The following is a 23,667-nucleotide window of genomic DNA, read 5'->3' on the forward strand; positions in this document are numbered from 1 at the left end:
CAGTGACCGCCACCCGCGTCCTCGTCCTCAACTCCGGCTCCTCGTCGGTGAAGTACCAGCTGCTCGACATGCGCGACAGCAGCCGCCTCGCCATGGGCCTCGTCGAGCGCATCGGCGAGGGCACCTCCCGGCTGAAGCACACGGCGCTCACCACGGGCGAGACCCGCGAGACGATCGGTCCCGTCGCCGACCACTCCGCCGCCCTGAAGGCCGTCGCCGAGGAACTGTCCAAGGACGGCCTCGGCCTGGACTCCCCCGAACTGGCCGCGATCGGCCACCGGGTGGTGCACGGCGGACAGCACTTCACCGAGCCCACGGTCGTCGACGAGACCGTGCTCACCGAGATCGAGCGGCTGATCCCGGTCGCCCCCCTGCACAACCCGGCGAACCTGGCCGGTATCCGCACCGCCCAGGCACTGCGCCCCGACCTCCCCCAGGTCGCCGTCTTCGACACCGCATTCCACACGACGATGCCGGAGTCGGCGGCGCGCTACGCGATCGACGTGAAGACCGCCGACGAGCACCGCATCCGGCGGTACGGGTTCCACGGCACCTCGCACGCGTTTGTGTCCCGGGCGACGGCGAAGCTCCTGGGCAAGGCGCCGCAGGACGTGAACGTCATCGTGCTGCACCTCGGCAACGGCGCCTCCGCCTCCGCCGTACGGGGCGGCCGCTGTGTGGACACCTCCATGGGGCTCACGCCCCTGGAGGGACTGGTCATGGGCACGCGGTCGGGCGACGTGGATCCCGCGGTCATCTTCCATTTGACGCGTGTTGGCGGGATGTCCACGGACGAGATCGACACTTTGCTCAACAAGAAGAGCGGCCTGATCGGCCTGTGCGGCGACAACGACATGCGGGAGATCCGTCGCCGTGTCGACGAGGGTGACGAGCAGGCGCGGCTCGCCTTCGACATCTACATCCACCGCCTGAAGAAGTACATCGGCGCCTACTACGCGGTACTGGGCCGGGTGGACGCGATCGCCTTCACCGCCGGAGTCGGCGAGAACGCCGCCCCGGTGCGCGAGGCCGCGGTGGCCGGCCTGGAGGAACTCGGCCTGGCGGTCGACGCCGACCTGAACGCGGCTCGAGGGGACGGGCCCCGACTCGTCTCCCCCGAGGGCGCACGGGTCGCGGTCGCCGTGGTGCCGACCGACGAGGAACTGGAGATCGCCACGCAGACCTACGCACTCGTGGGCGCGTCCCACGACCTCATCTGAGCGGCACCACGCCACCTCGAACGGGCGGCATCGTGCCATCTCACCTGAGCGGCAGCGCGCCCCTTTGTATCTTCCGCCAGACGGAATATTCCGTAGCGAAACAAACCGATAGGATCGCCCTATGCGCCGTTCGAAAATCGTCTGTACTCTCGGCCCCGCGGTCGACTCCCACGAGCAGCTCGTCGCGCTGATCGAAGCCGGCATGAACGTGGCCCGCTTCAACTTCAGCCACGGCACGCAGGCCGAGCACCAGGGCCGCTACGACCGGGTCCGGGCCGCCGCGGCCGAGACCGGCAAGGCCGTCGGTGTCCTCGCCGACCTGCAGGGCCCGAAGATCCGTCTGGAGACCTTCGCCGAGGGACCCGTCGAGCTGGTGCGCGGTGACGAGTTCACCATCACCGTCGAGGACGTCCCCGGCGACAAGCACATCTGCGGCACGACCTACAAGGGCCTGCCCGGTGACGTCTCCAAGGGCGACCCGATCCTCATCAACGACGGCAACGTCGAGCTGAAGGTCGTCGAGGTCGACGGTGCCCGGGTCAAGACGGTCGTCATCGAGGGCGGTGTGATCTCGGACCACAAGGGCATCAACCTGCCCGGCACGGCGGTGAACGTGCCGGCGCTGTCCGAGAAGGACGTCGAGGACCTGCGCTTCGCCCTGCGGATGGGCTGCGACATGGTCGCCCTGTCCTTCGTGCGGGACGCCCACGACGTGAACGACGTGCACAAGGTGATGGACGAGGAGGGCCGCCGGGTCCCCGTCATCGCCAAGGTGGAGAAGCCGCAGGCGGTCGAGAACATGGAGGCTGTCGTCGCGGCGTTCGACGCCGTCATGGTGGCCCGCGGTGACCTGGCCGTCGAGTACCCGCTCGAGAAGGTCCCGATGGTGCAGAAGCGCCTCGTGGAACTGTGCCGCCGCAACGCCAAGCCGGTGATCGTCGCGACCCAGATGATGGAGTCGATGATCACCAACTCCCGTCCGACCCGCGCCGAGGCGTCCGACGTCGCCAACGCGATCCTCGACGGCGCCGACGCGGTCATGCTCTCCGCCGAGTCGAGCGTGGGCGCGTACCCGATCGAGACGGTCAAGACGATGTCGAAGATCGTCGTGGCGGCGGAGGAGGAGCTCCTCTCCAAGGGGCTGCAGCCGCTGGTCCCCGGCAAGAAGCCGCGCACGCAGGGTGGTTCGGTCGCCCGCGCCGCCTGCGAGATCGCCGACTTCCTCGGCGGCAAGGGCCTGGTCGCCTTCACCAAGTCCGGTGACACCGCCCGCCGGCTCTCCCGCTACCGCGCGGCCCAGCCGATCCTGGCCTTCACCACGGACGAGGGCACCCGCAACCAGCTCGCGCTGAGCTGGGGCGTCGAGTCGCACGTCGTGCCGTTCGTGAAGAGCACCGACGAGATGGTCGACCTCGTCGACCACGAGCTCCAGAAGCTCCGGCGCTTCGACGACGGCGACATCGTCGTGATGACCGCCGGCTCGCCCCCCGGCGTCCCCGGCACCACCAACATGGTCCGGATCCACCACCTGGGCGAGAGCGGCCGCACCGCCTGACCCGCGGTTCCCGTACGCCACTGAGGGCGCCCCTGCCTGGCAGGGACGCCCTCAGTGTGTAAAGGGTCTTGTACGGCACTGAGGGCGCCCCCTGTGGCCAGAGGGCGCCCTCAGCGTGTGCGGCTCCCGGAGCGGTCTGTGCGCGGGCCTGCGAGGGCCCGCGGGCGACGGTCAGCTGATGTACTGGTGCAGCCCGGGTATGGTCAGCGTGCCGCCGAACTGGCCGGCCTGCACGACCTTCACCTTGGTGAAGTAGATCAGCGGTATGTTCAGCGGCGGCGGGTTGTCCGGGCTGAACGTGATCGGGATCAGGCCGAGCAGGTTGCCGGAGATGCTCTCCGTGTACATCACCGTCTTGCCGTCACGGATGGTGGACGTCGTGCCGCTGCCGGCCTGCACGTGGTACGTCTTGCCGGACTGTTCGTCGTTCACCGTCTGGTGCAGGTCGCCGATGTCGGTCCCGTCGGAGATGACGTACTTCAGGACCTTCTTGACGGTGCCGTTGGCGGTCTTCACCTTCACGATGCCCTGGTAGTCCGCGCCCTTGAGGAGCAGCGAACTGGCGTTCAGGTACCAGGGGTCGTCCGGCAGCGCCATCGTGTTGTCGATGCCGCCCTCGTCGTCCGTGGCGATCGGGCAGTCCGACGTGTCCGTGGTGGAACTCGCCGAAGGGCTCGGGGACGAGGTGGCCGCGTCTTTGACCGCCTTGGTGGTGTCCTCGGCCGCCTTGGTCGCGGTGGAGGTCGTGTCCTTCACGGTGTCCTTGACCGTGTCGGTGACCTTGTCGGTGGTGTCCTTGACCGTGCCCGCGACCGTGCCGGACGTGCTCTTGTCGCCGGTGTCCTTGGTCGCGCTCGCCGAGGCGGAGGCCGACGGCGTGGGGCTGGCGGTGGCACTCGCGGTGGAGTCGCTGCCGCCGGTGAAGACGCCCGTGATCGCGTCGCCGATGGCGCCCAGCAGGTCGCCCCCGCTGCTCGCGGACGCCGACGGGGTCGCCGTCGCCGTGCTGCCACCGCCGCCGCTCTGCGCCGACTTGCTCGCGGACGGCGTCGGCGTGGACCCGCCCTTGTCGTCGGAACCTGAATCCGACGAAGAGGTCTTGTCCGGCGACGAGGACGCACTGGCCGAGGGGGTCGACTCCGGCTTGTCGGCGGACGCGGAGGCGCTCGCCGAGGAGGAGGCGGACGCGGAGGGGGTCGGGCTGGCCGACGTGTCCTTGTCGGCCAGGGCTTCGACGCACTTCTTGTACTCGTCGGCCGTCAGGCTCTTGGCGGACGAGTGGTCGTCGGCCTGCGCGAGTGTCGGCGTGAACCCCATCCCCATGAGAACCGCGGTCGGCATCGCCGCGAGGGCGACGGCCTTGCCCGCGGGCACGTGGAACCTGGTGAACAGCGGCTTCCTCGGGGCCGCGTGGCGCGGCCCGGTTCTCACCCGGGACTCGTCCACCTCGGTCCCGCGGATCACCTCGTCAGCCGGCACTGTGCCTCCCGTTCGCCCCGTAGGCGGAGCTCATTCCTGACAGGTCCTTCGGCTCGCCCGGCCCGTCGCCGACCGCGGGACCCGCGCTGTCCGCACCGTGCTGGGTGCCCGTGAACTCCGGGCCCTGGGGCAGGTGCGGGGTGTTCGGGGTGGTGTCGGGGGCGCCCGGGGCGCCACCTTCGCTCTTGTGCGCCGTCTTGCCCTGCTCCTCGCCGGGCTCGCCCGGGACCCAGGCGACCGCCATCGCGCCGCCGATCATGGCGAGCAGGAAGCCGACGAGGAAGCCGCCGAGGTTGGCCACCGGAACGGACACCAGCCCCAGCAGGATCGCCGCGACTCCGGCGAAGGTCCGTACATGCTTCTGGAACCAGAGGCTGAAGCCCAGCACGAAGAGCAGTACGCCGATGATCAGGGAACCGGCGCCGCCAGGGGTGCCCATGGCCATCGTCAGATGGCCGATCTGAAGGTGCGCGTACGGGAAGTACACGATGGGGAAACCCGCGAGCAGGACGTACAGGCCCGCCCAGAACGGGCGATCGCCCCTCCAGGAGCGGAAGTTCCGCCGGAAGACTTGGAGATAGTGCTCGCTCTGCCCGGGTGACTCGGCGCTCATGGAAACGGCTCCCTGGAACGGCTTTACTGTGAGACGTACGCGCTTGAGAAGTTCACGTACTGCGGGAAAAGGTGGGGCGGGCGGGACAGCTGCCGGCTCCCCCGCCCGCCCCCGGAGTGCCTAGTAGCACTCCTTGACGCCCGTGGACAGCGACATCTTCAGGCCGCTGAGCTTGAACGTACCGGCGGTGGTCGCCCACGCCGTCTGCTTCACGCCGGTCAGCGTGGCCTTGTCGGCGTCCTGTCCGAACCCGAACGGGTTCGCGGCGTCGCCGCTCTTGATACCGGCACCCTTGAGGTCCTTGCCGGCCACACCGATCCGGATGCCCTCGAACACCGCGTCGGCGCTGAGGTCCTCGACATCGATGTAGAGGTTGTCGGCCTGGACCGGCGTACCCTCGCCACCCGCCTTCAGCGTCAGACTCACCGAGCCGAGCAGCGGGATGTTCGGGGTGACCACGGACTGGCACATGTTCGTGATCTCGGCGCTGCTGAACGCCGACACCGCGACCGGGTGAGCCGTCTTCTTGCCGTCGAGGGTGTACCCCGAGTCAATGGCCCCGTACTGCGAGAAGCCCGTACCCACGAGCTTGTCGGCCGTGACCTTGAACGACTGGCCGGACACACTGAACGACGCGGCGAGAGCGCCCTGCGCGAGGGCGACACCTATCGCTGCCGTGGCGGCCACGCTGGGCACCATCACGACCGCGAACCGCTTCCATCTGGTCCCGCCACGCACCTGGGACTCCATATTTCCTCCTTCTCGGACGTACATCTCCTGGCCCTGACTGACCCATGTCGGCGGCTCAGCCGGGCAGGGATGGGAGAAGTGCTACGTCCTCGGGAAGGAGAGCGCCCGTACTCATCGAGCGCCAACCGCGCCCGAAATCACCGGCGATCACCCCCGAGCGACAACCACTGGTCGCGCCTGACACACATCACGCACAACCTGCTGGACAGGCTCCGCCGAACGGCAAAGACCCCCCTGCCCAAGGGCCGGCGCCACTGCCGCCGCCCCTACCCGGTGGGGACCCAGAAAACCCCTTGACCCGATTGGCTGTCGGAGTAGGGGGGAATGGACCGAGCGTCGCCGATCGTGGTGCATTCTGGCCGCCCGCACAAGGGGGTTCGTTACTGGCTAGTAACGGCCGGATAACCGAACAACGACCCGCCGGTATCGGTCGACAACTCTGGGTGGTGTCGAGGGTGACACCAAAACAGTTGATCCACGGACAGAAACCGACAGATCAACGCCTCTGACTTACTCCCAGTAACAGCGGCCGCGTTTACCAAGATTTGATAAAGCGCGGCCACCTGCCGCTCTCTCGGCAAATCTTTCACCTGGGCATCACACGCCCCGGCGTTTAGGAACAGGTCAGCACACCGGTCGGGACCCGGTCCGGGAGCCGATCAGAACAGCGCCCTGGCGAGCGCCCGGCGCGCCCCGATCACCCGCGGATCGTCGGCTCCCACGACCTCGAAGAGCTCCAACAGCCGCAGCCGTACGGCATCGCGGTCGTCGCCCGCCGTGCGCTGCACCGTGTCGATGAGCCGCCCCAACGCGTCCTCGACGTGCCCGCCCACCAGGTCGAGGTCCGCGGCCGCGATCTGCGCCTGTACGTCCTTGGGCTTCTCGGCGGCGTCCTTGCGCACCTGGAGCGGGTCGGCACCCTGCACGCGCTGCAGCAACTCGGCCTGGGCGAGGCCGAGCTTGGCCTCCGTGTTGCCCGGGTCGTCGCTCAGCACGTTCTTGTACGCCTGCACGGCACCGCCCAAGTCACCGGCGTCCAGGGCCTGTACAGCGGCCTCCAGGAGCACGTCGTAGGGCCCCGCCGGCATCTCGTGCGCCACGGGGGCGCTGTCGGGCTGGGCGTCGGGGTCGACGGTCACGCCGGTCAGGCCGAAGCGCTGCTCGGCGACCTCGACGAGCTGGTCGAGGGTCCCGCGGATCTGCGCCTCCGGGGCCGCCCCCTGGAAGAGCGGCAGCGCCTGCCCCGCCACGACGGCGAACACGGCCGGGATCCCCTGGATCCCGAACTGCTGCATCAACATCTGGTTGGCATCGACGTCGATCTTGGCAAGGACGAACCGTCCGTTGTACTCGACGGCCAGCCGTTCGAGCACCGGGCTCAGTTGCTTGCAGGGCTCGCACCACTCGGCCCAGAAGTCGATGACGACCGGAACCTCGGTGGACCGCTGCAGGACATCGCTCTCGAATCCCGCCTCGTCGACATCGATGACGAGACTGGCGGGAGACACGGCCCCGCCTCCGCCGCCCTGCCTGGCCGCTTCGGCGCGCGCCTGCTCCGCCTTCGCCTTGGCCTCCTGGGCCGCCTTCACCGCGGCGAGGTCGACGACTCCGCTCATGGACATGTTCCGTGGCTGCATGAGTACATCCTCCCCCTTCCTCGCGCACGTGTGAAAAGCGCTGTGAAAGCCCGGCCGCTTTACGACGCGACCCGACTCGATCCGCACTGCCGGGCGCCGGGTCCCCACCCGGCGCCAGTGGTTGTCGCCCGTCCACGAGTCACCATGTACGAGCTTTCGCTACGACTCGTAGCGTAACTGTCCCGGGGCTCCCCTGTCCGCAACCCCCCGGTGATCTCCCTCACGGCTTCACACAACCGCCTGATTTGCTCGCCGGGAGCGGCGGATAGGGTCCTGACATGCAGAGTCGCACTACCGCTCCCCGTACGGGGCGCCCGCGCAGCGCTGCCGCGGATGCCGCGATCCTGGAGGCGACGCGGGCGGCGCTGGTCGAACTGGGCTGGTCCAAGCTGACGTTGGGGGACGTGGCGACCCGGGCCGGGGTCGCCAAGACGACCCTCTACCGGCGCTGGGCGGGCAAGAGCGAGCTCGTGGTCGACGCGGTGGCCGTCCTCTTCGACGAACTGGAACTCCCCGACCGCGGCAGCCTCGCCGCCGACATCGAGGGCGTGGTGCTCCAGTTCGCGGCGCTCCTGAACCGTCCCGAGACCGCGACGGCCCTGATGGCGGTGGTGGCCGAGTCGACCCGTGACGAGCCGCTGCGCGAACGCATCCGCACGTCCATCGTCGACCGCCAGAAGCGGCTCGTCGTGGAGGGCCGGGCCCGGGCCACCGCCCGCGGCGAGCTCCCTCCGGAGTCCGACCCCGAAGTCGCCGCGCGCACCGCGGATCTCATCTTCGACGTGGTCGCGGGGGCGGTGGTGCACCGCACTCTCGTCAGTGCGGAGCCGGCCGACGAGGAGTGGGTGCGCGCGTTCACCCAGCTGCTCCTCCTGGGCCTGACCGGCGCGACACCCACCACCTGACCCGGCCCTCCTCCAACACCGGACGGGCTGAGGCTTTCAGGGGCGCGGGGAACTGCGCGACCAGCCCCCACCGGCCCGCGGTCGAAAAAGACGACACGGGGGCCGGGGCGGAGCCCCAGGGGGGTCAGAAGCCCGCCGGCTCCGTGTACACACCCCACTCGTCCCGGAGCACGTCACAGATCTCGCCGAGCGTGGCCTCGGCCCGCACCGCGTCCAGCATGGGCGCGATCATGTTCGACCCGTCCCGCGCGGCGGCGAGCATCGCGTCCAGACAGGCCCGTACGCGCGCGTCGTCGCGCCCGCCCCGCCGCACGCCCAGCTCCCGTACCTGCTCCCGCTCCACCTCGTGGCTGACCCGCAGGATCTCCAGATCCCCGGTCACGGACCCGTGATGGACGTTCACGCCCACCACCCGCTTGTCGCCCTTCTCCAACGCCCGCTGGTACTGGAACGCCGACTCGGCGATCTCCCCGGTGAACCAGCCGTCCTCGATGCCCCGGAGGATGCCCGAGGTGATGGGACCGATGGGGTGCTGTCCGTCGGGATGCGCCCGCAGGCCCCGCTCCTTGATCTGCTCGAAGATCTTCTCCGCGTCGGCCTCGATCCGGTCGGTGAGCTGCTCGACGTACCAGGAACCGCCCAGCGGGTCGGCGACGTTGGCGACGCCGGTCTCCTCCATCAGCACCTGCTGCGTCCGCAGGGCGATCTCGGCGGCCTGCTCGGACGGCAGCGCGAGCGTCTCGTCCAGCGCGTTGGTGTGGAGCGAGTTCGTGCCGCCCAGAACGGCCGCGAGCGCCTCCACCGCCGTACGCACGACGTTGTTGTACGGCTGCTGCGCCGTCAGCGAGACACCCGCGGTCTGGGTGTGGAAGCGCAGCCACTGCGCCTTCTCCGACTTCGCCCCGTACACGTCCCGCATCCACCGCGCCCAGATCCGCCGCGCCGCCCGGAACTTGGCGATCTCCTCGAAGAAGTCGAGGTGCGCGTCGAAGAAGAAGGAGAGACCGGGGGCGAAGACATCCACGTCCAGGCCGCGCGAGAGCCCCAGTTCGACGTAGCCGAATCCGTCCGCCAGCGTGTACGCCAGCTCCTGCGCGGCCGTGGAGCCGGCCTCCCGGATGTGGTATCCGGAGACGGACAGCGGCTTGTACGCGGGGATCTTCGCGGCGCAGTGCTCCATCAGGTCGCCGATGAGGCGCAGGTGCGGCTCGGGCTGGAAGAGCCACTCCTTCTGGGCGATGTACTCCTTGAAGATGTCGGTCTGGAGGGTGCCGTTCAGGACCGACGGGTCGATGCCCTGCCGTTCCGCCGCGACCAGGTACATGCAGAAGACGGGTACGGCCGGTCCGCTGATCGTCATCGACGTCGTGACGTCGCCCAGCGGGATGTCCTTGAACAGGACCTCCATGTCGGCCGCCGAGTCGATCGCGACCCCGCAGTGCCCGACCTCGCCGAGGGAGCGCGGGTCGTCGGAGTCGCGCCCCATGAGCGTCGGCATGTCGAAGGCGACCGACAGTCCGCCGCCGCCCGCGGCGAGGATCATCTTGTAGCGCTCGTTCGTCTGCTCCGCGTTCCCGAACCCGGCGAACTGGCGGATCGTCCACGTACGCCCTCGGTAGCCGGTCGGGTACAGCCCGCGGGTGAAGGGGTACTCACCGGGCCAGCCGATCCGCTCGAAGCCGTCGTACCTGTCCCCCGGCCGCGGCCCGTACACCGGCTCCACCGGATCACCGGAGAGCGTGGTGAAGTCGGCCTCACGCTTGCGCGAGGTGTCGTACCGGGCCTGCCAGCGGCGGCGGCCCTCTTCGATGGCGTCAGCGTCCATGCTTCGAATTTACTAGGACGTCCTAGTAAATGTCGATGGCGAACCGCCACGGACCACTCCCGTGGCGGTAGGGGTTACGCCTTGACGACCGCGGGAGAGTCCTCCGCGACCTTCGAGTCCAGCTCCTGGGTGACCTTGCGCTCCACGAAGAACGCGGCCGTCGGAATGGTCCCCGCGAGCAGCACCCACAGCTGCTTGCCCACCGGCCACTTCGCCTTGGCGCCCAGGTCGAAGGCGAAGACCAGGTAGACGACGTACAGCCAGCCGTGCGCGATGGCGACGACGCGGGTGAAGTCCACGGCACCGTCCATCTGGAACACGTACTTGGCGATCACACCGAGGGTCAGCAGGACCAGCAGCACACCGGTGACGTAGGCCATCACGCGGTAGCGGGTCAGCACGCTCTTCTTCATGGGGATGAGCGTAACGACCCCATTTGCGCGATCTACGTGCACCCCCGCTCCGACGCGCCTCTTTTCTCTGTTCCTCGTCTATTGCTCGTCTATTGCTCGTCGAAGTCGCTCGCGGCGATGCGCAGGGGCCGCAGCATCGCGAAGATCTCCGCGCACTCCTCGGAGTCGTAGGCCCCGAGCCCGAAGTCCATCGCCATCAGGTCGCGGGTCGCCGCGTCGCAGACCTCGCGGCCCTTCTCGGTGATGGAGGCGAGCGTGCCGCGCCCGTCGTTGGGGTTGGGCCGCTTGTCGACGAGCCCCGACTTCACCAGCCGGTCCACGGTGTTCGTGACGGAGGTCGGGTGCACCATGAGGCGCTCGCCGATCTTGGACATCGGGAGCTCGCCGGCCTTGGAGAAGGTGAGCAGGACCAGTGCCTCATAGCGCGCGAAGGTCAGTCCGTACGGCTTGACGACCGCGTCGACCTCGGCGAGCAGGATCTGGTGCGCGCGCATGATCGAGGTGATCGCGGCCATGGACGGCACGGACCCCCAGCGCTGCTTCCAGAGTTCGTCGGCGCGGGCGATGGGATCGAAGGCAAGACTGAGCGGCTTCGGCACGGCATAAGACCTTACCCGCCGGTCATATGCTGGTCAGCCCCGTCTCGCCTTTCGGTCCCGGCCCCCTGGACGGCGGGGGTCGCGGCCCCCTCCGTACGCCGCGCCTCCACCGCCAGCAGGACACAGCAGACGGTGCCGAGCACCCCCGCGCCCGCGACCGTCGCCCGCACCCCGGCGAACTCCGCCACCACCCCCGACAGCGCCATCCCCACCCCCTGGACGGTCATCAGCCCCGCGGTGTTCAGGGTCATCGCGCGCCCTCGCAGTTCCTCGGGCACGGCCCGCACGAACCACTGGTCCAGGCCCAGCGAGTACGCGGATCCGGTGCCCGCGAGCAGCAGCAGGGCCAGCGACCAGCCGAGGTCCGGCCGCAGGACGTAGCCGACGTACGGCAGCAGGGTGACGCAGACGAGCGGGAGGGCGAGGCGGGTGCGGGTCGCGGGCCGCAGCCTCGATCCCGCGTACAGCTCCCCCGCGATCGTGCCGACCGGCAGGGCGCACATCAGCAGGCCGAGCCCGGCCGATCCGACGCCGAGCCCGTCGGCGTAGGGCGCGGCCAGCGCCTCCGGCGCGACGGCGAACATCGGTGGCACCCAGAACAGCAGGAGCAGGGCCCGTACCCGCCGGTCGGCGAGGACGCGGCGGGTACCGCGGAGCGAGTCCTTCACCAGCGCACCACCCTGACGGGCCCGCGCGGGCCGCCGCCGGGTGCCGAACCGCAGCACCGCGGCGGAGGTCAGGAAGGTGCACACCGTGATGAACAGCGCACCCCGCGGTGACACGACGGTGAGCAGCACGCCGCCGAGCCCGAACCCGGCGAGCAGCGCGCCCTGCGAGACGATCCGCAGCAGGGAGCGGCCCAGCACGAACAGATCGCCCTCGCCGAGAACATCGGTCAGCGTCGCCGTCCGCGCCCCCTGGAAGAGCGGTGAGACCACGGCGAGGGCGCAGCGCATGGCCAGCAGTACGGCGATGGGCGCGCCCGGCACCACCATGACGGCCACGCAGCCCGCGCACACCAGGTCGCACACGACGAGAATCCGGCGGGCCGGGAAGCGGTCCGCCGCGCCGGCGAGGAGGGTTCCACCGATGAGGTAGGGGAGGAAGCCGAGCGCGAACGTCAGGGCGCTCATCAGCGGTGAGCCCGTCAGGTCGTAGACCAGGACGGACAGGGCGAGCTCGCTGACGATGAGCCCGACCAGCGAGAACGCGTGGGCGGCGAAGACGGCGCGGAACTCCCGTACGGCGAAGACGGGGCCGTAGCCCGTGGCTTCGGGCGCGTTCGACGGGACTTCCGGTGGGGCGTTCGGTGGATCGGGCAGCGACGTCGTGCCCTTCATCTCTGCTTCCGGCATGGGCAACAGCGTGCTCACCCGTCGGGCCGGGCCGTAGAGTTTCGGCTCCAGCCGAATCTTCAGTTCTTCAGGAGGTGTCCTTCCTTGCCTTCCCTTCTGCACTTCGGGGAGGACGACCTCCTCAACTGCCGTTTCGCGGTGTCACCCCTGTGGGAGACGCAGGAGGCGGTCCGCACGCTCAACCGTCCCGCGCGGCACGGCTACCACGCGCACTGGCTGCGCCGTATCCGCGCGGCGGCCGACGGACTCGACCTCACACCGCTGTGGCTGCTGATGCCGCAGCGCGGCTACTGCCCCGACTGGCTCTGCCCGCCTCCGATCGGTCCTGCCGCCACCTTCGAGGAGGAGATCGCGGCGGTCCGCGCGGCCGACCCCGAGGCGGCCCGCGAGGAGACCGCGAGGTCACTCGCGGACACTCCAGGTGCCCTCGAATCGTTTCGCGGCCGGTCGCTGTTGAAGGACCCGATACGCATGGTCCAGGAGCTGGCCGACCTGATGGAGACGGCCTGGCACGCGCTCGTCGAGCCGGACTGGCCGCGGCTGCGCGCCCTGCTGGAGGCGGACGTCGCGTTCCACTCGCGGCGGCTCGCGGAGGTCGGTCTGGGCGGGCTGCTGCCGGAGATCGACCGTCGGTTCGGCTGGCGCTCCCACACGCTGACCATCGAGTGGAAGGGCCGGCACGAGCGGGACCTCGCGGGCCAGGGCCTGATCCTGGTGCCCAGCGTCTTCATCTGGCCGGAGGTGGTCAGTTCCTTCGATCCTCCCTGGCAGCCCACGCTCGCCTACCCCGCCCGGGGCATCGGCGGTCTGTGGGCCGAACCGACGGACCACACCCCCGACGCCCTCGTACGACTCCTGGGACGGGGCAGGGCCACCGTCCTCACGGCCCTGGACGAACCCACCACCACGACAGCCCTCGCCCACCGCCTCCGCCTCGCCCCGTCGTCCGTCTCCGCCCACCTCACGGTCCTGCGCGCCGGAGGCCTGCTCACCTCACGCCGCTACGGCCACCAGGTGCTGTACGAACGCACCCCGCTGGGGATGGCGCTGGCGTCGGGTCCGGAGCGATAGCCCGCCCCGCGTCGCCCCGGTCAGCCGCGCGTGGTGCGGCGCAGGTGGTGGCGGATGGCCCGTTGGGCGACCGGGCCGAGGGTGTCGAGGGCCGTGACCAGGGCGGCCAGTTGCTCCAGGGCGTCGAGAGCGGCCCGGGAGCCCCCGGGGTCGACCCCCTCGTACAGCTCGATGCCGACGAAGGACGCGGCGACGGCACGGGCCAGCCCGGCCGGATCCGCGAACTCGCCGAGCGGGGTCGGTGCGAGGACCCGGACCAGGACCCGCTCGATCTCCGTGATCCACAGGTCCAGCCCCGCCGAGGTGGCCGGCGCCAGACGTGCGTCCGTCTGCGCCCCCGCGAGGAGTTGCCCGAGGACGGCGACATGCCCCTCGGCCCGCTCCACCTCGTGCATCTCCCGCCCGAACGCGAGGAGTTCGGCCAGTGACCCGACCTCGGCGAGCCGTTCCCGGTAGAGCGCGACCCGCTGCTCGGCCCCGTACCGGACCGCGGCCGACAGCAACTCGTCGACGGACCCGAAGTGGTAGAAGACGAGGGCCTGGTTGACCCCGGCGGTCGCCGCGATCGTACGGGCCGAGGTCTTCGCGATCCCCTGCTCGGTGAGCGTTCTCAGGGCGCCCTCCAGCAGCTTCGTCCGGGTCGCCTCGCTCATGCGCGCGCCTCCTCGCGGACGGGCCGCAGCCCGGGCCGTACCCCGCGGGTACGGACGTCGGTGTACGTCGCCCGGAAGGTGCCCTCGTAGCCGAAGAGCGGGCCGAAGCGCCGGTTTTCGACCCGGACCCGGATGCGGAAGCGGCCGGTGGAGTCGTCGTAGGACTCGCGCACCTCGGCGTCGGCGCCGATGAGTTCGGGGACGCGCACGTCCACCGGGCCCTCCCGGAAGCGGTGTTCGCCGGAGCGGATCAGCAGGGATCCGTCGGGCTCGGCGCTCAGGTGCAGGTCGCTGGCGAGGTGCTGGTGGGTGCCTAGGTAGTCGAGGACGCGGTCACCCTTGGGGCTCAGCACCATCTGGGCGTCGAAGCGGCGAGGGCGGCCGGGCAGGTCGAAGGTGCGCACGAAGCTCACCGTCTCACGGCCGAAGGTGTCGGCGTAGGGCACGTTCTCGATCATGAAGGGGACATTGCGTCCGGCGCGCGGGACGAGGATGTTGCGGGTGCCGCCGAGGGCCAGGAACGGCTTCACGAAGCTCCTCCCGTGCCAGATGCGCTCCATGACGCCGTGGCCGGTGCAGGCCTCCCCGCCGGCCAGGCCCACGGAGAAGCGCCGCCGCAGCTCGGGGTGGAGGCGGTCGAAGTCGGCGCCCATCGCGGTGCGGAAGATGGAGGGTGTCACCGCTGCTCCAGGGTGGCGAGGACGCGCGGGGCACGGGCCTGCGCGATCGGGGTGCGCACGCAGCGGCGGGCGGCCGGGGTGCCGGGCAGCGGGGGCGTGAAGAGGGCCAGGAGGGCGGCGAGGACAGCCACTACGGGGGTCGAGTAGAGGGCGAGCGGCGCCAGCGGGCCCGCCGCGTCCACGAGCGCGCCGTACACCGTGCCCGAGCAGGCGGCCAGGAGGACGAGGCCGCGCACCGCGCACTCGGCGAGCCAGTGGCGCAGCGCTCTCTCCGGCGTGATGCCCCGCTCCAGCCAGATCCGCAGCCGGTCGAAGGACCAGGCCGTGGCCCAGCCGATGAGGGGACGGAAGACGAGCCGGTCGGCCACGGCTCCGAAGCGGCCCCAGCGCGGGCGGTAGTCGTAGCCGGTGAGGAAGCGGACGCCGTCGGCGTCGGGGACGTAGCGCCAGTAGCCGCTGCCCTCGGCGAGGAGGGAGAGCGGGTGCGGGGAGGCGAAGCGCAGGGCGGAGGTGCGGGTGCCGTCCGGGCGCTCCTTCTCCCCGGCGCAGGCGCCCGTCCCGGCGACGGTCAGGAAGGGCAGCAGCCGGGTGGCGTACCGGAAGCCCTGGGGCTCACCCTCGGTGCGCGGGAGGTAGTCGATGGAGGTGAACCTCAGGTCCCAGCGCTGATGCTGCGCGGGGTCCTGCGTCCGTGCCCACAGGTCGTCGAGATCGCCTCGTACATGTGTCTCTACGTAGAGCCCCATTTACCGAACCCCCAGATCAGTGACCACTCTTGAGCGTTCGCTCAATCGATCGCGCCTGAGATTACCGGGGTTTGAGCGATCGCTCAAACGGTCGGACGCGAAAAACCCCGGCCCACAGGACCGGGGTTTCGGGTGTTCTCGGCGAAGGCCTACGCGGACAGGTGCCGCTCCACCGTCTCCACCTTGGAGGTCAGACCGTCCGTCACACCGGGCCGGATGTCCGCCTTCAGGACGACGGAGACGCGCGGCGCCCGTGCCTCGACGGCGGCGACGGCGCGCTTGACCACGTCCATCACCTCGTCCCACTCCCCCTCGATGGAGGTGAACATGGCGTCGGTGCGGTTCGGCAGCCCCGATTCACGGACGACCCGGACGGCGTCGGCGACGTACTCCCCCACGTCCTCGCCGACACCCAGAGGCGTCACGGAGAAAGCGACGATCATGAGGACTCCACGACTCCCTCACGGCGGGCACGGGAGGCGATGACCGCGTCCTCGGTCTCGCGCCGGAGCTTGCGCTCGGCGAAGAAACCGCCGGTGGGCAGCACGGAGAGGACGAAGTAGAGGGCCGCCGTCTTCTTGGCCCACTTGGCACGGCTCCAGGCGTCCGCCCAGAAGATCACGTACAGGATGAAGAGGATCCCGTGGATGGAGCCCATGACGGGCACCCCGTTGAAGTCCGTGGTCCGCTTCAGCACCGAGCAGAGGAGCAGCAGCAGGAAGGAGACGGCCTCGGGGGCCGAGACCAGGCGGAGGCGGCGGAGGGCGGTGGCGGTCTTAATGTCCACGGGTCACCTTCGGTGGGAGATTCGCTTTCGGCGGGGAGCCGCTTTGTGAACGCAAGCACAAGCGTCCACCATTGTGGCATCCGAGCCCGAGTACTCCCGCTCCGGGGTACGGGGCGATGTGTCCGCTTGGCCCCTAAGGGTCCGCTCAGGGGTGAGATCAACCTCTGGGCCCTGTCCGCGCCCCCGCCCTGCCGCTACCTTCACCACGTGGCGATGTTCCGACTTCAAGGCAGCAAGGTGCTGGCCGTCGACATGACCGGGGACGCCGTGAAGGCGAAGAACGGCTCGATGGTCGCGTACGACGGTCAGATGGCGTTCAAGAAGCTGAGCGGCGGTGGGGAGGGGATCCGCGGGATGGTGACCCGGCGCATCACCGGTGAGCAGATGACGGTGATGGAGGTGAAGGGGCACGGGACCTGCTGGTTCGCGGACCGGGCCTCCGAGATCAACCTGGTGAGTCTCCAGGGGGACAAGCTGTACGTCGAGTCGAGCAACCTGCTCGCGACCGACGCGGGTCTGAGGACGGGCACGTCCTTCACGGGCCTCAGGGGCGCCTCCCAGGGCAACGGGCTGTTCACGACCACCGTCGAGGGCCACGGCCAGGCGGCGATCACGTCCGACGGCCCGGCGGTGGTGCTGCGCGTCAGCTCCCAGTACCCGCTGACGGTCGACCCGGGGGCGTACATCGCGCACCAGGGCAATGTGCGGCAGTCCTTCCAGGTCGGCGTGACCTTCCGCACATTCATGGGCGAGGGCGGCGGCGAGGCCTTCCAGATCCGTTTCGAGGGCGACGGACTGGTCTACGTGCAGCCCAGCGAGCGCAACACGATCGCGGGGGACCTGTGACATGCCGTTCCGCGAAGTGAACTCCAAGATGATCGAGGCGACGGTCCTGCCCGGCCAGCGCCTGTTCAGTCAGCGCGGCGCGATGCTCGCCTACAAGGGCGACGTCTCCTTCACGCCCAACGTCCAGGGCGGCCAGGGCGGGGTCATGTCGATGATCGGCCGCCGGGTCGCCAATGAGGCCACCCCGTTGATGACCGTCGAGGGCAGCGGCACGGTCTTCTTCGGGCACGGGGGCCATCACATCCAGGTGATCAACCTGACGGGCGACACCCTGTACGTCGAGGCGGACCGGCTGCTGGCCTTCGACGGCACCCTCCAGCAGGGCACGATGTTCCTCGGCTCGCAGGGCGGGGTCATGGGCATGGTCCGCGGCCAGGTGACGGGCCAGGGGCTCTTCACGACCACTCTCAAGGGGCACGGCGCGGTGGCCGTGATGGCCCACGGGGGCGTGATCGAGGTCCCCATCTCCCCCCAGCGCCCCATCCATGTGGACCCCCAGGCGTACGTAGCGCACCACGGTGACGTACGCAACAAGCTGTCCACGGCGCTCGGCTGGCGCGACATGGTGGGCCGCGGCTCGGGCGAGGCGTTCCAGCTGGAGCTGAGCGGCAGTGGTGCGGTGTACGTCCAGGCCTCGGAGGAGAAGCTGTGAGCGCGTACGGGACCCCGGACGGCCCGGTGATCTACGACCCGATGACCCTGCCGGTCGACGACAACGTCAACAAGTACACCTTCTGCGTGGAGCTCAAGGGGAGCCAGTGGTTCCTGCAGAAGGGCAAGATGATCGCCTACTACGGGTCGATGGACTTCAACGGCATCGGGCACGGCCGGCTGGACCGTCTCGTGCGCACTTCCTTCCATTCGCCTCTGCACGCGAGCGACTGGGTGGTGGCGGAGGGCTCGGGCAAGATGCTCCTCGCCGACCGGGCCTTCGACGTGAATTCGTACGACTTGGACGAGGGCAACCTGACCATTCGCACTGGCAACCTGCTCGCTTTTCAGCCAAGTCTGGCGCTCAAGCAGTCGATCGTGCCGGGCTTTCTGACGCTGATCGGAACCGGCAAGTTCGTGGCGGCCTCTAACGGTCCGGTGGTGTTCATGGAGCCTCCCATCCGGGTGGATCCGCAAGCGCTTGTCGGCTGGGCCGACTGCCCGTCCCCGTGCCATCACTACGACCACGGGTACATGACAGGCCTCATGGGCGGTCTACGTGCACTGACAGGCCTCGGCGGGGCCTCCGGAGAGGAGCATCAGTTCGAGTTCGTAGGGGCCGGCACGGTGCTGCTGCAGTCCACGGAGGTCCTCATGGCCGAGCAGGCCACGGGGGCGGTTCCGCACGAGCCGGGCGTGCCCGGCGGCGGCGGGGCACCCGGCCACCAGGGACAGTACGGTCAGCAAGCCGGCACACCGCGCCTTCCCGGACAGCTCGGAGACCTCCAGCGTCGCTTCGGTCTGTGAGCGGTAGTCTGCGGAGTGTGACGTCGAACGCGTGCGCGTAGTCACACCACCCTCACTAGTTCGCATTTCAACATTTTAGGTAGACTTCACTTATGGAGACCGAGACGGCCACGCGCTGGCTGACCGATGCGGAGCAGTGCGCCTGGCGCACCCACCTGGAGGTCAACAGGCTGTTGACGTACCAGCTCGAAAGGGATCTGCAGCCGTTCGGGCTGACGATGAACGACTACGAGATCCTGGTGAACCTCTCCGAGTCGGAAGGCTTCCGGCTGCGGATGAGCGACCTCGCGGCCGCCACCCTTCAGTCCAAGAGCCGGCTCTCGCACCAGATCACCCGCATGGAGAACGCGGACCTGGTCCGGCGCGAGAACTGCGAGTCCGACCGCCGAGGACTGTTCGCCGTCCTCACCGAGCATGGCATGGAGACGATGAAGAAGGTCGCCCCGCACCACGTGGCGTCCGTACGCAGGCACTTCATGGACCTGCTGTCCCCGGAGGCCCTGGAGGAGCTGCACAAGTCGCTGCGGCCGATCGCGGAGCATCTGCGGGGGCAGCGGGGTAAGCCGTAACGCTCCGCCGGGTTCCCCGCGCCCTTCTGGGGCGCGGGCCCGCCTGGCGCACGGAGAGGAGTCCCGCCGCCACCGCCACCGCCCCCGACAGGGCGAAGCAGAGGCCCAGAGGCAGGTGGCCCACCAGAAGGCCCACTCCCGCGGTGCCGCCCGCGCTTCCGGCGTTCACCGCTGCGTTGACCCAGGCACCGGCCTGGGTACGGCGGCCGGGCGGGGCCGCCTCGTCGGCGATCAGGTAGGACGTGGTGAGAGCCGGGGCGACGAAGAAACCGGCACAGGCCACCGCGACGGTCAGGGTGCCGAGGCCGGGAGCGAGGCCCGCGCCCAGCAGGGCGAGGCCCAGGCCGCCGGCCAGCAGCGGCAGGCGTACCCGTGCGGGTGTGCGCCAGTCCACGGCTCCGTTCAGGACGCCGCCCAGGGCGCTGCCCAGCGACAGTGCGGCGAGCACCCAGGCCACCACGTCGTTCCCGTGATGGCTCTGTGCGGCGAAGGCCATCACCAGAAGTTCGACGGCTCCCACGGACAGGCCGACACCCGCCGCGACGGCGACGGGCTGCAGGAGCGCGCGCCCGCCGCGGAAGCGGTGTCCCGGGCGCGGGGTCGGCTTCGTGACAGCCGGACGTACGCCCGCCACGGCCGGCGACAGGACGAAGGCGAGGGTTCCGGCCCACACCAGCAGGGCGCAGAGCGCGAGCGCGGCGGCCGGCGGTGCGAACCGGACGACCGCGCCCACCAGCAGCGGACCCGAGACGAAGAGGATCTCCTCGGCGATCCCGTCCAGGCTGTACGCCCGCTGCAGGACCCGCTTGTCCTCGATGACCTCGCCCCACAGGGCGCGCACCGTGGGGCCGAGGGGCGGCGTACAGGCGCCCGCGGCGACCGCGAGGGCGCCGAGCGCGGGTACCGGTGTTCCGGGCCGCCAGGCCGCGGTCGCGAGGGCCGCGAGCAGGACGGCGTAGAACGAGGCCATCGGGATGAGGGCGCGGCGGGGGCCATGGCGGTCGATCAGGGCCGCCCTCGCCGGCGACAGGAGCACGCTCGTCGCGCCGAACAGCGCCATGACCGTGCCTGCGGCGGCGTACGAGCCGGTGGCCTCGGTCACGCTGAGCATCATGGCCAGCGAGACCATGCCGTACGAGAGTCTGCCGATGAGGGCGGCGGTGAAGGTGTGGCGGGTGTGGGGAATGCGGAAGAACGCGGCGTACGAGGGCCGCGGCGAGGGCGCAGACATGTTCGGGGTTCCTCAACAACGAGGCGGAAAGGGGTCGCCTGAGTGCCGCGACGACACACCCACCGGTGTTCGTCGCGGGCCTGGGCGGGCCCTATGCCAAGAGGAGGAACATGCGCCTTAACGTAACAGCAGGCACGGGAAGTCGACACCATGCGTGTCCTGCACCCCCGCATCGGCCTGAACGGCCTCGTCCTCACACGCCGGACGGGCTGAAGACCCGGGCCAGGTGGAGGCTTTCAGGGGTGCGAGGAACTGCGCGACCAGCCCCCACCCGCCCGGAGCCGACGAACCCACCCGGGGGTCTGGGGGCGGAGCCCCCAGGTTCGGGATGGGTCGGGTAGGGGCGGCGGGGGCGAGGGAACCCCTGTCTCAGGCCTCTGTCAGGCCCTCGACCAACGAGTCCGCCGCCCGGTAGGGATCCAGCTCCCCCGCCACGATCCGCTCCGCGAGCGCGCTGAGGCGGCGATCACCATGAAGGTCGCCGATACGCTGCCGCAGCGCCGTGACGGCGATCGTCTCGACCTCCTGGGAGGCCCGGGCGAGGCGCCGCTCGGCCAGTACGCCGTGCTCCTCCATCCAGGCGTGGTGCTTCTCCAGGGCCTCGACGACCTCGTCGATGCCCTCACCCCGTGCCGCGACCGTCTTGACGATCGGCGGCCGCCAGTCGCCGGGCCCCCGGGACTCGCCCAGCCCGAGCATGTGGTTCAGCTCGCGCGCGGTCGCGTCGGCACCGTCCCGGTCGGCCTTGTTCACCACGTACACGTCGCCGATCTCCAGGATTCCGGCCTTCGCCGCCTGGATGCCGTCGCCCATGCCGGGGGCCAGCAGGACCACCGAGGTGTCCGCCTGGGAGGCGATCTCCACCTCCGACTGGCCCACGCCGACCGTCTCCACCAGGATCACGTCACAGCCCGCCCCGTCCAGGACGCGGATGGCCTGGGGGGCCGACCAGGCGAGACCGCCCAGGTGGCCCCGGGTGGCCATCGAGCGGATGTAGACGCCGGGGTCGGAGGCGTGCTCGGACATGCGGACGCGGTCGCCGAGCAGCGCGCCTCCGGAGAACGGCGAGGACGGGTCGACGGCCAGGACGCCGACCCGCTTGCCCTGCCGCCGGTACGCCGTCACCAGGGCCGAGGTCGAGGTCGACTTGCCGACCCCCGGGGAGCCGGTGAGCCCGACGACGTACGCGTTGCCGGTCAGCGGGGCCAGCGCCGCCATGACCTCGCGCAACTGCGGGGACGCCCCCTCCACCAGGGAGATCAGCCGGGCCACGGCCCGGGGCCTGCCTTCCCTGGCCTGGGCCACCAGCGAGGAGACGTCCTGCATCACAGCTCCGTTCAGCTCCGTTCAGATCCGTACGCACCGGGGTCGTACGGAAAGGGACAACGGCTTCAGGCCTTGGGTACCCGCACGATCAGCGCGTCACCCTGCCCACCGCCACCGCACAGCGCCGCCGCGCCGACCCCGCCGCCGCGCCGCTTGAGCTCGAGGGCGAGGTGCAGGACGAGGCGGGCGCCGGACATCCCGATCGGGTGACCGAGGGCGATGGCGCCACCGTTGACGTTCACCTTTTCCGTGGATACGCCGAGGTCCTTCATTGACTGCACGGCGACCGCGGCGAACGCCTCGTTGATCTCGATCAGATCGAGGTCGGAGACGTCGAGGCCCTCCTTCTTCAGGGCGTGCAGGATCGCGTTCGAGGGCTGGGACTGGAGGGAGTTGTCCGGACCCGCGACGTTCCCGTGCGCGCCGATCTCGGCGATCCACTGGAGACCGAGCTCCTGCGCCTTGGTCTTGCTCATCACGACCACGGCCGCGGCGCCGTCGGAGATCTGCGAGGAGGTGCCCGCCGTGATCGTGCCGTCCCGGGTGAAGGCGGGGCGCAGCTTGGCCAGCGACTCCGCCGTGGTCTCGGCGCGGATGCCCTCGTCCTTGCTGAAGACGACGGGCTCGCCCTTGCGCTGCGGAATCTCCACGGGCGTGATCTCCGCCTCGAAGATGCCGTTCTTCTGGGCGGTGGCCGCGCGCTGGTGCGAGAGGGCCGCGATCTCGTCCTGCTCCGGTCGGGCGATGCCCAGGCGCGTGTTGTGCTTCTCCGTCGACTCGCCCATGGCGATGTTCTCGAAGGCGTCGGTGAGACCGTCGTGGGCCATGGCGTCGAGCATCTCGATCGCGCCGTACTTGTAGCCCTCACGGGACTTGGGGAGCAGGTGGGGCGCGTTCGTCATGGACTCCTGGCCGCCCGCGACCACGATGTCGAATTCACCCGCGCGGATCAGCTGGTCCGCGAGTGCGATGGCGTCGAGGCCGGACAGACACACCTTGTTGATCGTGAGCGCCGGGACGCTCATCGGGATGCCCGCCTTGACCGCGGCCTGGCGTGCCGGGATCTGCCCCGCCCCGGCCTGCAGCACCTGGCCCATGATCACGTACTGCACCTGGTCGCCGCCGATCCCCGCACGGTCGAGGGCGGCCTTGATCGCGAAGCCTCCGAGGTCGGCCCCGGAGAAGGACTTCAGCGAGCCCAGCAACCGTCCCATGGGCGTTCGGGCGCCCGCGACGATCACCGAGGTACTGCTGTTCGTTCCAGACATGAGGTGCGATCCCCTTACCGGCTGCACAGCCGAGGAGTGAACGAGGGTTTACTTGAATGTACTGAGCGGTAGGCCACCCGTCATCCGGCAGTCAGTGTGATCGCGCGCACGTTGCGTAACCGCCGTATGAGCGCTGCACTGACTCCATGCTGACGCGAATCGACCACATCGGTATCGCCTGCTTCGACCTCGACGCGACTGTCGAGTTCTACCGGGCGACGTACGGCTTCGAGGTCTTCCACTCCGAGGTCAACGAGGAGCAGGGCGTGCGCGAGGCCATGCTCAAGATCAATGAGACGTCCGACGGCGGCGCCTCCTACCTCCAGCTCCTGGAGCCGACCCGCGAGGACTCGGCCGTCGGGAAGTGGCTGGCGAAGAACGGGGAAGGTGTCCATCACATCGCGTTCGGTACGGCGGACGTCGATGCCGATGCCGCCGATATCAGGGAAAAAGGCGTACGAGTCCTCTATGACGAGCCCCGGCGCGGCTCCATGGGCTCCCGAATCACGTTCCTTCACCCCAAGGATTGCCACGGTGTCCTGACAGAACTGGTCACTTCGGCGGCTGTTGAGTCACCTGAGCACTGACCTCCGTATATCTGGGCCGGTAGGGTTGGGGGCGGCCGCTGCCTTTTCGGGGCGGCCCAGGGCCTGTCCGGCGACGGGCCCTGAGGTCATGCCG

At 69.8% G+C, this 23,667-nt stretch carries 25 protein-coding genes; 9 read left to right on the top strand and 16 right to left on the bottom strand.

Features of this window, described 5'->3' with window-relative positions:
* The first annotated feature begins 2 nt into the window (after positions 1 to 2).
* Both OG568_RS18220 and pyk read left to right on the top strand, forming a co-directional pair.
* Positions 3 to 1,220, top strand: coding sequence for an acetate kinase (locus OG568_RS18220; protein WP_329536378.1), 1,218 nt, complete (start codon positions 3 to 5; stop codon positions 1,218 to 1,220).
* A gap of 121 nt (positions 1,221 to 1,341) precedes the next feature.
* On the top strand, positions 1,342 to 2,775 hold the full coding sequence (pyk, locus tag OG568_RS18225) for a pyruvate kinase (protein ID WP_329532345.1): 1,434 nt from the start codon (positions 1,342 to 1,344) through the stop codon (positions 2,773 to 2,775).
* A gap of 171 nt (positions 2,776 to 2,946) precedes the next feature.
* Here the strand turns inward: pyk and OG568_RS18230 are convergent, their stop codons facing one another.
* From OG568_RS18230 to OG568_RS18245, 4 genes are all read right to left on the bottom strand, one after another.
* Positions 2,947 to 4,254 carry a hypothetical protein gene (locus OG568_RS18230; protein ID WP_329532346.1) on the bottom strand — a complete coding sequence of 436 codons (1,308 nt, stop codon included), beginning with the start codon at positions 4,252 to 4,254 and terminating at the stop codon, positions 2,947 to 2,949.
* Positions 4,244 to 4,867, bottom strand: coding sequence for a DUF6114 domain-containing protein (locus tag OG568_RS18235; RefSeq protein WP_329532347.1), 624 nt, complete (start codon positions 4,865 to 4,867; stop codon positions 4,244 to 4,246). The genes OG568_RS18230 and OG568_RS18235 overlap by 11 nt, the downstream gene beginning before the upstream one ends.
* Positions 4,868 to 4,987: 120 nt before the next feature.
* Positions 4,988 to 5,617 (bottom strand): DUF6230 family protein, encoded by a 630-nt coding sequence (locus tag OG568_RS18240; protein WP_329532348.1) that lies wholly within the window; start codon positions 5,615 to 5,617, stop codon positions 4,988 to 4,990.
* Between the two features lie 659 nt (positions 5,618 to 6,276).
* On the bottom strand, positions 6,277 to 7,254 hold the full coding sequence (locus OG568_RS18245) for a tetratricopeptide repeat protein (RefSeq protein WP_329532349.1): 978 nt from the start codon (positions 7,252 to 7,254) through the stop codon (positions 6,277 to 6,279).
* Positions 7,255 to 7,532: 278 nt separating this feature from the next.
* On the opposite strand from OG568_RS18245, the gene OG568_RS18250 reads away from it, so the two are divergent.
* On the top strand, positions 7,533 to 8,159 hold the full coding sequence (locus OG568_RS18250) for a TetR/AcrR family transcriptional regulator (RefSeq protein ID WP_329532350.1): 627 nt from the start codon (positions 7,533 to 7,535) through the stop codon (positions 8,157 to 8,159).
* 124 nt (positions 8,160 to 8,283) lie between these two features.
* Here the strand turns inward: OG568_RS18250 and OG568_RS18255 are convergent, their stop codons facing one another.
* The 4 genes from OG568_RS18255 to OG568_RS18270 form a co-directional block, all read right to left on the bottom strand.
* Positions 8,284 to 9,984: an acyl-CoA mutase large subunit family protein gene (locus OG568_RS18255; protein ID WP_266431321.1), complete on the bottom strand. Its 1,701-nt coding sequence runs from the start codon at positions 9,982 to 9,984 to the stop codon at positions 8,284 to 8,286.
* A 74-nt stretch (positions 9,985 to 10,058) separates the two neighbouring features.
* Positions 10,059 to 10,397, bottom strand: coding sequence for a DUF3817 domain-containing protein (locus OG568_RS18260; RefSeq protein ID WP_266431323.1), 339 nt, complete (start codon positions 10,395 to 10,397; stop codon positions 10,059 to 10,061).
* Between the two features lie 89 nt (positions 10,398 to 10,486).
* Entirely contained in the window at positions 10,487 to 10,996 is a 510-nt protein-coding gene (locus OG568_RS18265; protein WP_266431326.1) for a MarR family winged helix-turn-helix transcriptional regulator, read from the bottom strand.
* 11 nt (positions 10,997 to 11,007) lie between these two features.
* Entirely contained in the window at positions 11,008 to 12,351 is a 1,344-nt protein-coding gene (locus tag OG568_RS18270) for an MFS transporter (RefSeq protein WP_329532351.1), read from the bottom strand.
* Between the two features lie 84 nt (positions 12,352 to 12,435).
* Here OG568_RS18270 and OG568_RS18275 point away from each other — a divergent pair, with 84 nt between their 5' ends.
* Positions 12,436 to 13,422, top strand: coding sequence for an ArsR/SmtB family transcription factor (locus tag OG568_RS18275; protein ID WP_329532352.1), 987 nt, complete (start codon positions 12,436 to 12,438; stop codon positions 13,420 to 13,422).
* Between the two features lie 20 nt (positions 13,423 to 13,442).
* On the opposite strand, the gene OG568_RS18280 is transcribed toward OG568_RS18275, so the two are convergent.
* The 5 genes from OG568_RS18280 to OG568_RS18300 all read right to left on the bottom strand — a co-directional run bounded on the left by OG568_RS18280 (position 13,443) and on the right by OG568_RS18300 (position 16,288).
* Positions 13,443 to 14,075 carry a TetR/AcrR family transcriptional regulator gene (locus OG568_RS18280; protein WP_329532353.1) on the bottom strand — a complete coding sequence of 211 codons (633 nt, stop codon included), beginning with the start codon at positions 14,073 to 14,075 and terminating at the stop codon, positions 13,443 to 13,445.
* The gene (locus OG568_RS18285; RefSeq protein WP_329536379.1) at positions 14,072 to 14,728 is read right to left on the bottom strand and encodes a DUF4166 domain-containing protein; all 657 of its coding nucleotides are present in this window, start codon (positions 14,726 to 14,728) and stop codon (positions 14,072 to 14,074) included. Before OG568_RS18285 ends, OG568_RS18280 begins: the two co-directional genes overlap by 4 nt.
* A 23-nt stretch (positions 14,729 to 14,751) precedes the next feature.
* A complete protein-coding gene (locus OG568_RS18290; protein ID WP_329532354.1) occupies positions 14,752 to 15,501 on the bottom strand; it encodes a hypothetical protein in 750 nt (249 codons plus the stop codon).
* A 149-nt stretch (positions 15,502 to 15,650) separates the two neighbouring features.
* Complete coding sequence (locus OG568_RS18295; protein WP_014176340.1) at positions 15,651 to 15,944, bottom strand: MTH1187 family thiamine-binding protein; 294 nt, start codon at positions 15,942 to 15,944, stop codon at positions 15,651 to 15,653.
* Entirely contained in the window at positions 15,941 to 16,288 is a 348-nt protein-coding gene (locus tag OG568_RS18300) for a DUF3817 domain-containing protein (protein WP_266585855.1), read from the bottom strand. The genes OG568_RS18295 and OG568_RS18300 overlap by 4 nt, the downstream gene beginning before the upstream one ends.
* A 213-nt stretch (positions 16,289 to 16,501) precedes the next feature.
* Here OG568_RS18300 and OG568_RS18305 point away from each other — a divergent pair, with 213 nt between their 5' ends.
* The 4 genes from OG568_RS18305 to OG568_RS18320 all read left to right on the top strand — a co-directional run bounded on the left by OG568_RS18305 (position 16,502) and on the right by OG568_RS18320 (position 19,161).
* Entirely contained in the window at positions 16,502 to 17,134 is a 633-nt protein-coding gene (locus tag OG568_RS18305) for an AIM24 family protein (protein ID WP_329532355.1), read from the top strand.
* A 1-nt stretch (position 17,135) separates the two neighbouring features.
* Entirely contained in the window at positions 17,136 to 17,786 is a 651-nt protein-coding gene (locus tag OG568_RS18310) for an AIM24 family protein (protein ID WP_329532356.1), read from the top strand.
* Positions 17,783 to 18,592 carry an AIM24 family protein gene (locus OG568_RS18315; RefSeq protein WP_443077688.1) on the top strand — a complete coding sequence of 270 codons (810 nt, stop codon included), beginning with the start codon at positions 17,783 to 17,785 and terminating at the stop codon, positions 18,590 to 18,592. Before OG568_RS18310 ends, OG568_RS18315 begins: the two co-directional genes overlap by 4 nt.
* Before the next feature lie 92 nt (positions 18,593 to 18,684).
* Positions 18,685 to 19,161, top strand: a complete 477-nt coding sequence (locus tag OG568_RS18320) for a MarR family winged helix-turn-helix transcriptional regulator (RefSeq protein ID WP_054233196.1) — start codon at positions 18,685 to 18,687, stop codon at positions 19,159 to 19,161.
* Here OG568_RS18320 and OG568_RS18325 read toward each other — a convergent pair.
* The 3 genes from OG568_RS18325 to OG568_RS18335 form a co-directional block, all read right to left on the bottom strand.
* Positions 19,067 to 20,392 carry an MFS transporter gene (locus OG568_RS18325; protein ID WP_329532357.1) on the bottom strand — a complete coding sequence of 442 codons (1,326 nt, stop codon included), beginning with the start codon at positions 20,390 to 20,392 and terminating at the stop codon, positions 19,067 to 19,069. The two genes, OG568_RS18320 and OG568_RS18325, sit on opposite strands and share 95 nt — an antisense overlap.
* Positions 20,393 to 20,761: 369 nt before the next feature.
* Positions 20,762 to 21,718 carry a methylmalonyl Co-A mutase-associated GTPase MeaB gene (gene meaB, locus OG568_RS18330; protein WP_329532358.1) on the bottom strand — a complete coding sequence of 319 codons (957 nt, stop codon included), beginning with the start codon at positions 21,716 to 21,718 and terminating at the stop codon, positions 20,762 to 20,764.
* 65 nt (positions 21,719 to 21,783) lie between these two features.
* Complete coding sequence (locus OG568_RS18335) at positions 21,784 to 22,986, bottom strand: acetyl-CoA C-acetyltransferase (protein WP_329532359.1); 1,203 nt, start codon at positions 22,984 to 22,986, stop codon at positions 21,784 to 21,786.
* Positions 22,987 to 23,132: 146 nt separating this feature from the next.
* On the opposite strand from OG568_RS18335, the gene mce reads away from it, so the two are divergent.
* Positions 23,133 to 23,573, top strand: coding sequence for a methylmalonyl-CoA epimerase (gene mce / locus OG568_RS18340; RefSeq protein ID WP_054233200.1), 441 nt, complete (start codon positions 23,133 to 23,135; stop codon positions 23,571 to 23,573).
* Positions 23,574 to 23,667 lie beyond the last annotated feature (94 nt).

Source organism: Streptomyces sp. NBC_01450, assembly GCF_036227505.1.
In the GTDB taxonomy this organism is placed as follows: Bacteria; Actinomycetota; Actinomycetes; order Streptomycetales; family Streptomycetaceae; genus Streptomyces.

Excerpts from the sequence above, each read along its gene's own strand:
- pyk (WP_329532345.1), top strand. The coding sequence starts at position 1,342 with ATGCGCCGTTCGAAAATCGTCTGTACTCTCGGCCCCGCGGTCGACTCC.
- OG568_RS18235 (WP_329532347.1), bottom strand. The coding sequence starts at position 4,867 with ATGAGCGCCGAGTCACCCGGGCAGAGCGAGCACTATCTCCAAGTCTTC.
- OG568_RS18240 (WP_329532348.1), bottom strand. The coding sequence starts at position 5,617 with ATGGAGTCCCAGGTGCGTGGCGGGACCAGATGGAAGCGGTTCGCGGTC.
- OG568_RS18245 (WP_329532349.1), bottom strand. The coding sequence starts at position 7,254 with ATGCAGCCACGGAACATGTCCATGAGCGGAGTCGTCGACCTCGCCGCG.
- OG568_RS18250 (WP_329532350.1), top strand. The coding sequence starts at position 7,533 with ATGCAGAGTCGCACTACCGCTCCCCGTACGGGGCGCCCGCGCAGCGCT.
- OG568_RS18255 (WP_266431321.1), bottom strand. The coding sequence starts at position 9,984 with ATGGACGCTGACGCCATCGAAGAGGGCCGCCGCCGCTGGCAGGCCCGG.
- OG568_RS18260 (WP_266431323.1), bottom strand. The coding sequence starts at position 10,397 with ATGAAGAAGAGCGTGCTGACCCGCTACCGCGTGATGGCCTACGTCACC.
- OG568_RS18270 (WP_329532351.1), bottom strand. The coding sequence starts at position 12,351 with ATGCCGGAAGCAGAGATGAAGGGCACGACGTCGCTGCCCGATCCACCG.
- OG568_RS18280 (WP_329532353.1), bottom strand. The coding sequence starts at position 14,075 with ATGAGCGAGGCGACCCGGACGAAGCTGCTGGAGGGCGCCCTGAGAACG.
- OG568_RS18285 (WP_329536379.1), bottom strand. The coding sequence starts at position 14,728 with ATGGGCGCCGACTTCGACCGCCTCCACCCCGAGCTGCGGCGGCGCTTC.
- OG568_RS18290 (WP_329532354.1), bottom strand. The coding sequence starts at position 15,501 with ATGGGGCTCTACGTAGAGACACATGTACGAGGCGATCTCGACGACCTG.
- OG568_RS18295 (WP_014176340.1), bottom strand. The coding sequence starts at position 15,944 with ATGATCGTCGCTTTCTCCGTGACGCCTCTGGGTGTCGGCGAGGACGTG.
- OG568_RS18305 (WP_329532355.1), top strand. The coding sequence starts at position 16,502 with ATGTTCCGACTTCAAGGCAGCAAGGTGCTGGCCGTCGACATGACCGGG.
- OG568_RS18310 (WP_329532356.1), top strand. The coding sequence starts at position 17,136 with ATGCCGTTCCGCGAAGTGAACTCCAAGATGATCGAGGCGACGGTCCTG.
- OG568_RS18320 (WP_054233196.1), top strand. The coding sequence starts at position 18,685 with ATGGAGACCGAGACGGCCACGCGCTGGCTGACCGATGCGGAGCAGTGC.
- OG568_RS18325 (WP_329532357.1), bottom strand. The coding sequence starts at position 20,392 with ATGTCTGCGCCCTCGCCGCGGCCCTCGTACGCCGCGTTCTTCCGCATT.
- meaB (WP_329532358.1), bottom strand. The coding sequence starts at position 21,718 with ATGCAGGACGTCTCCTCGCTGGTGGCCCAGGCCAGGGAAGGCAGGCCC.
- OG568_RS18335 (WP_329532359.1), bottom strand. The coding sequence starts at position 22,986 with ATGTCTGGAACGAACAGCAGTACCTCGGTGATCGTCGCGGGCGCCCGA.
- mce (WP_054233200.1), top strand. The coding sequence starts at position 23,133 with ATGCTGACGCGAATCGACCACATCGGTATCGCCTGCTTCGACCTCGAC.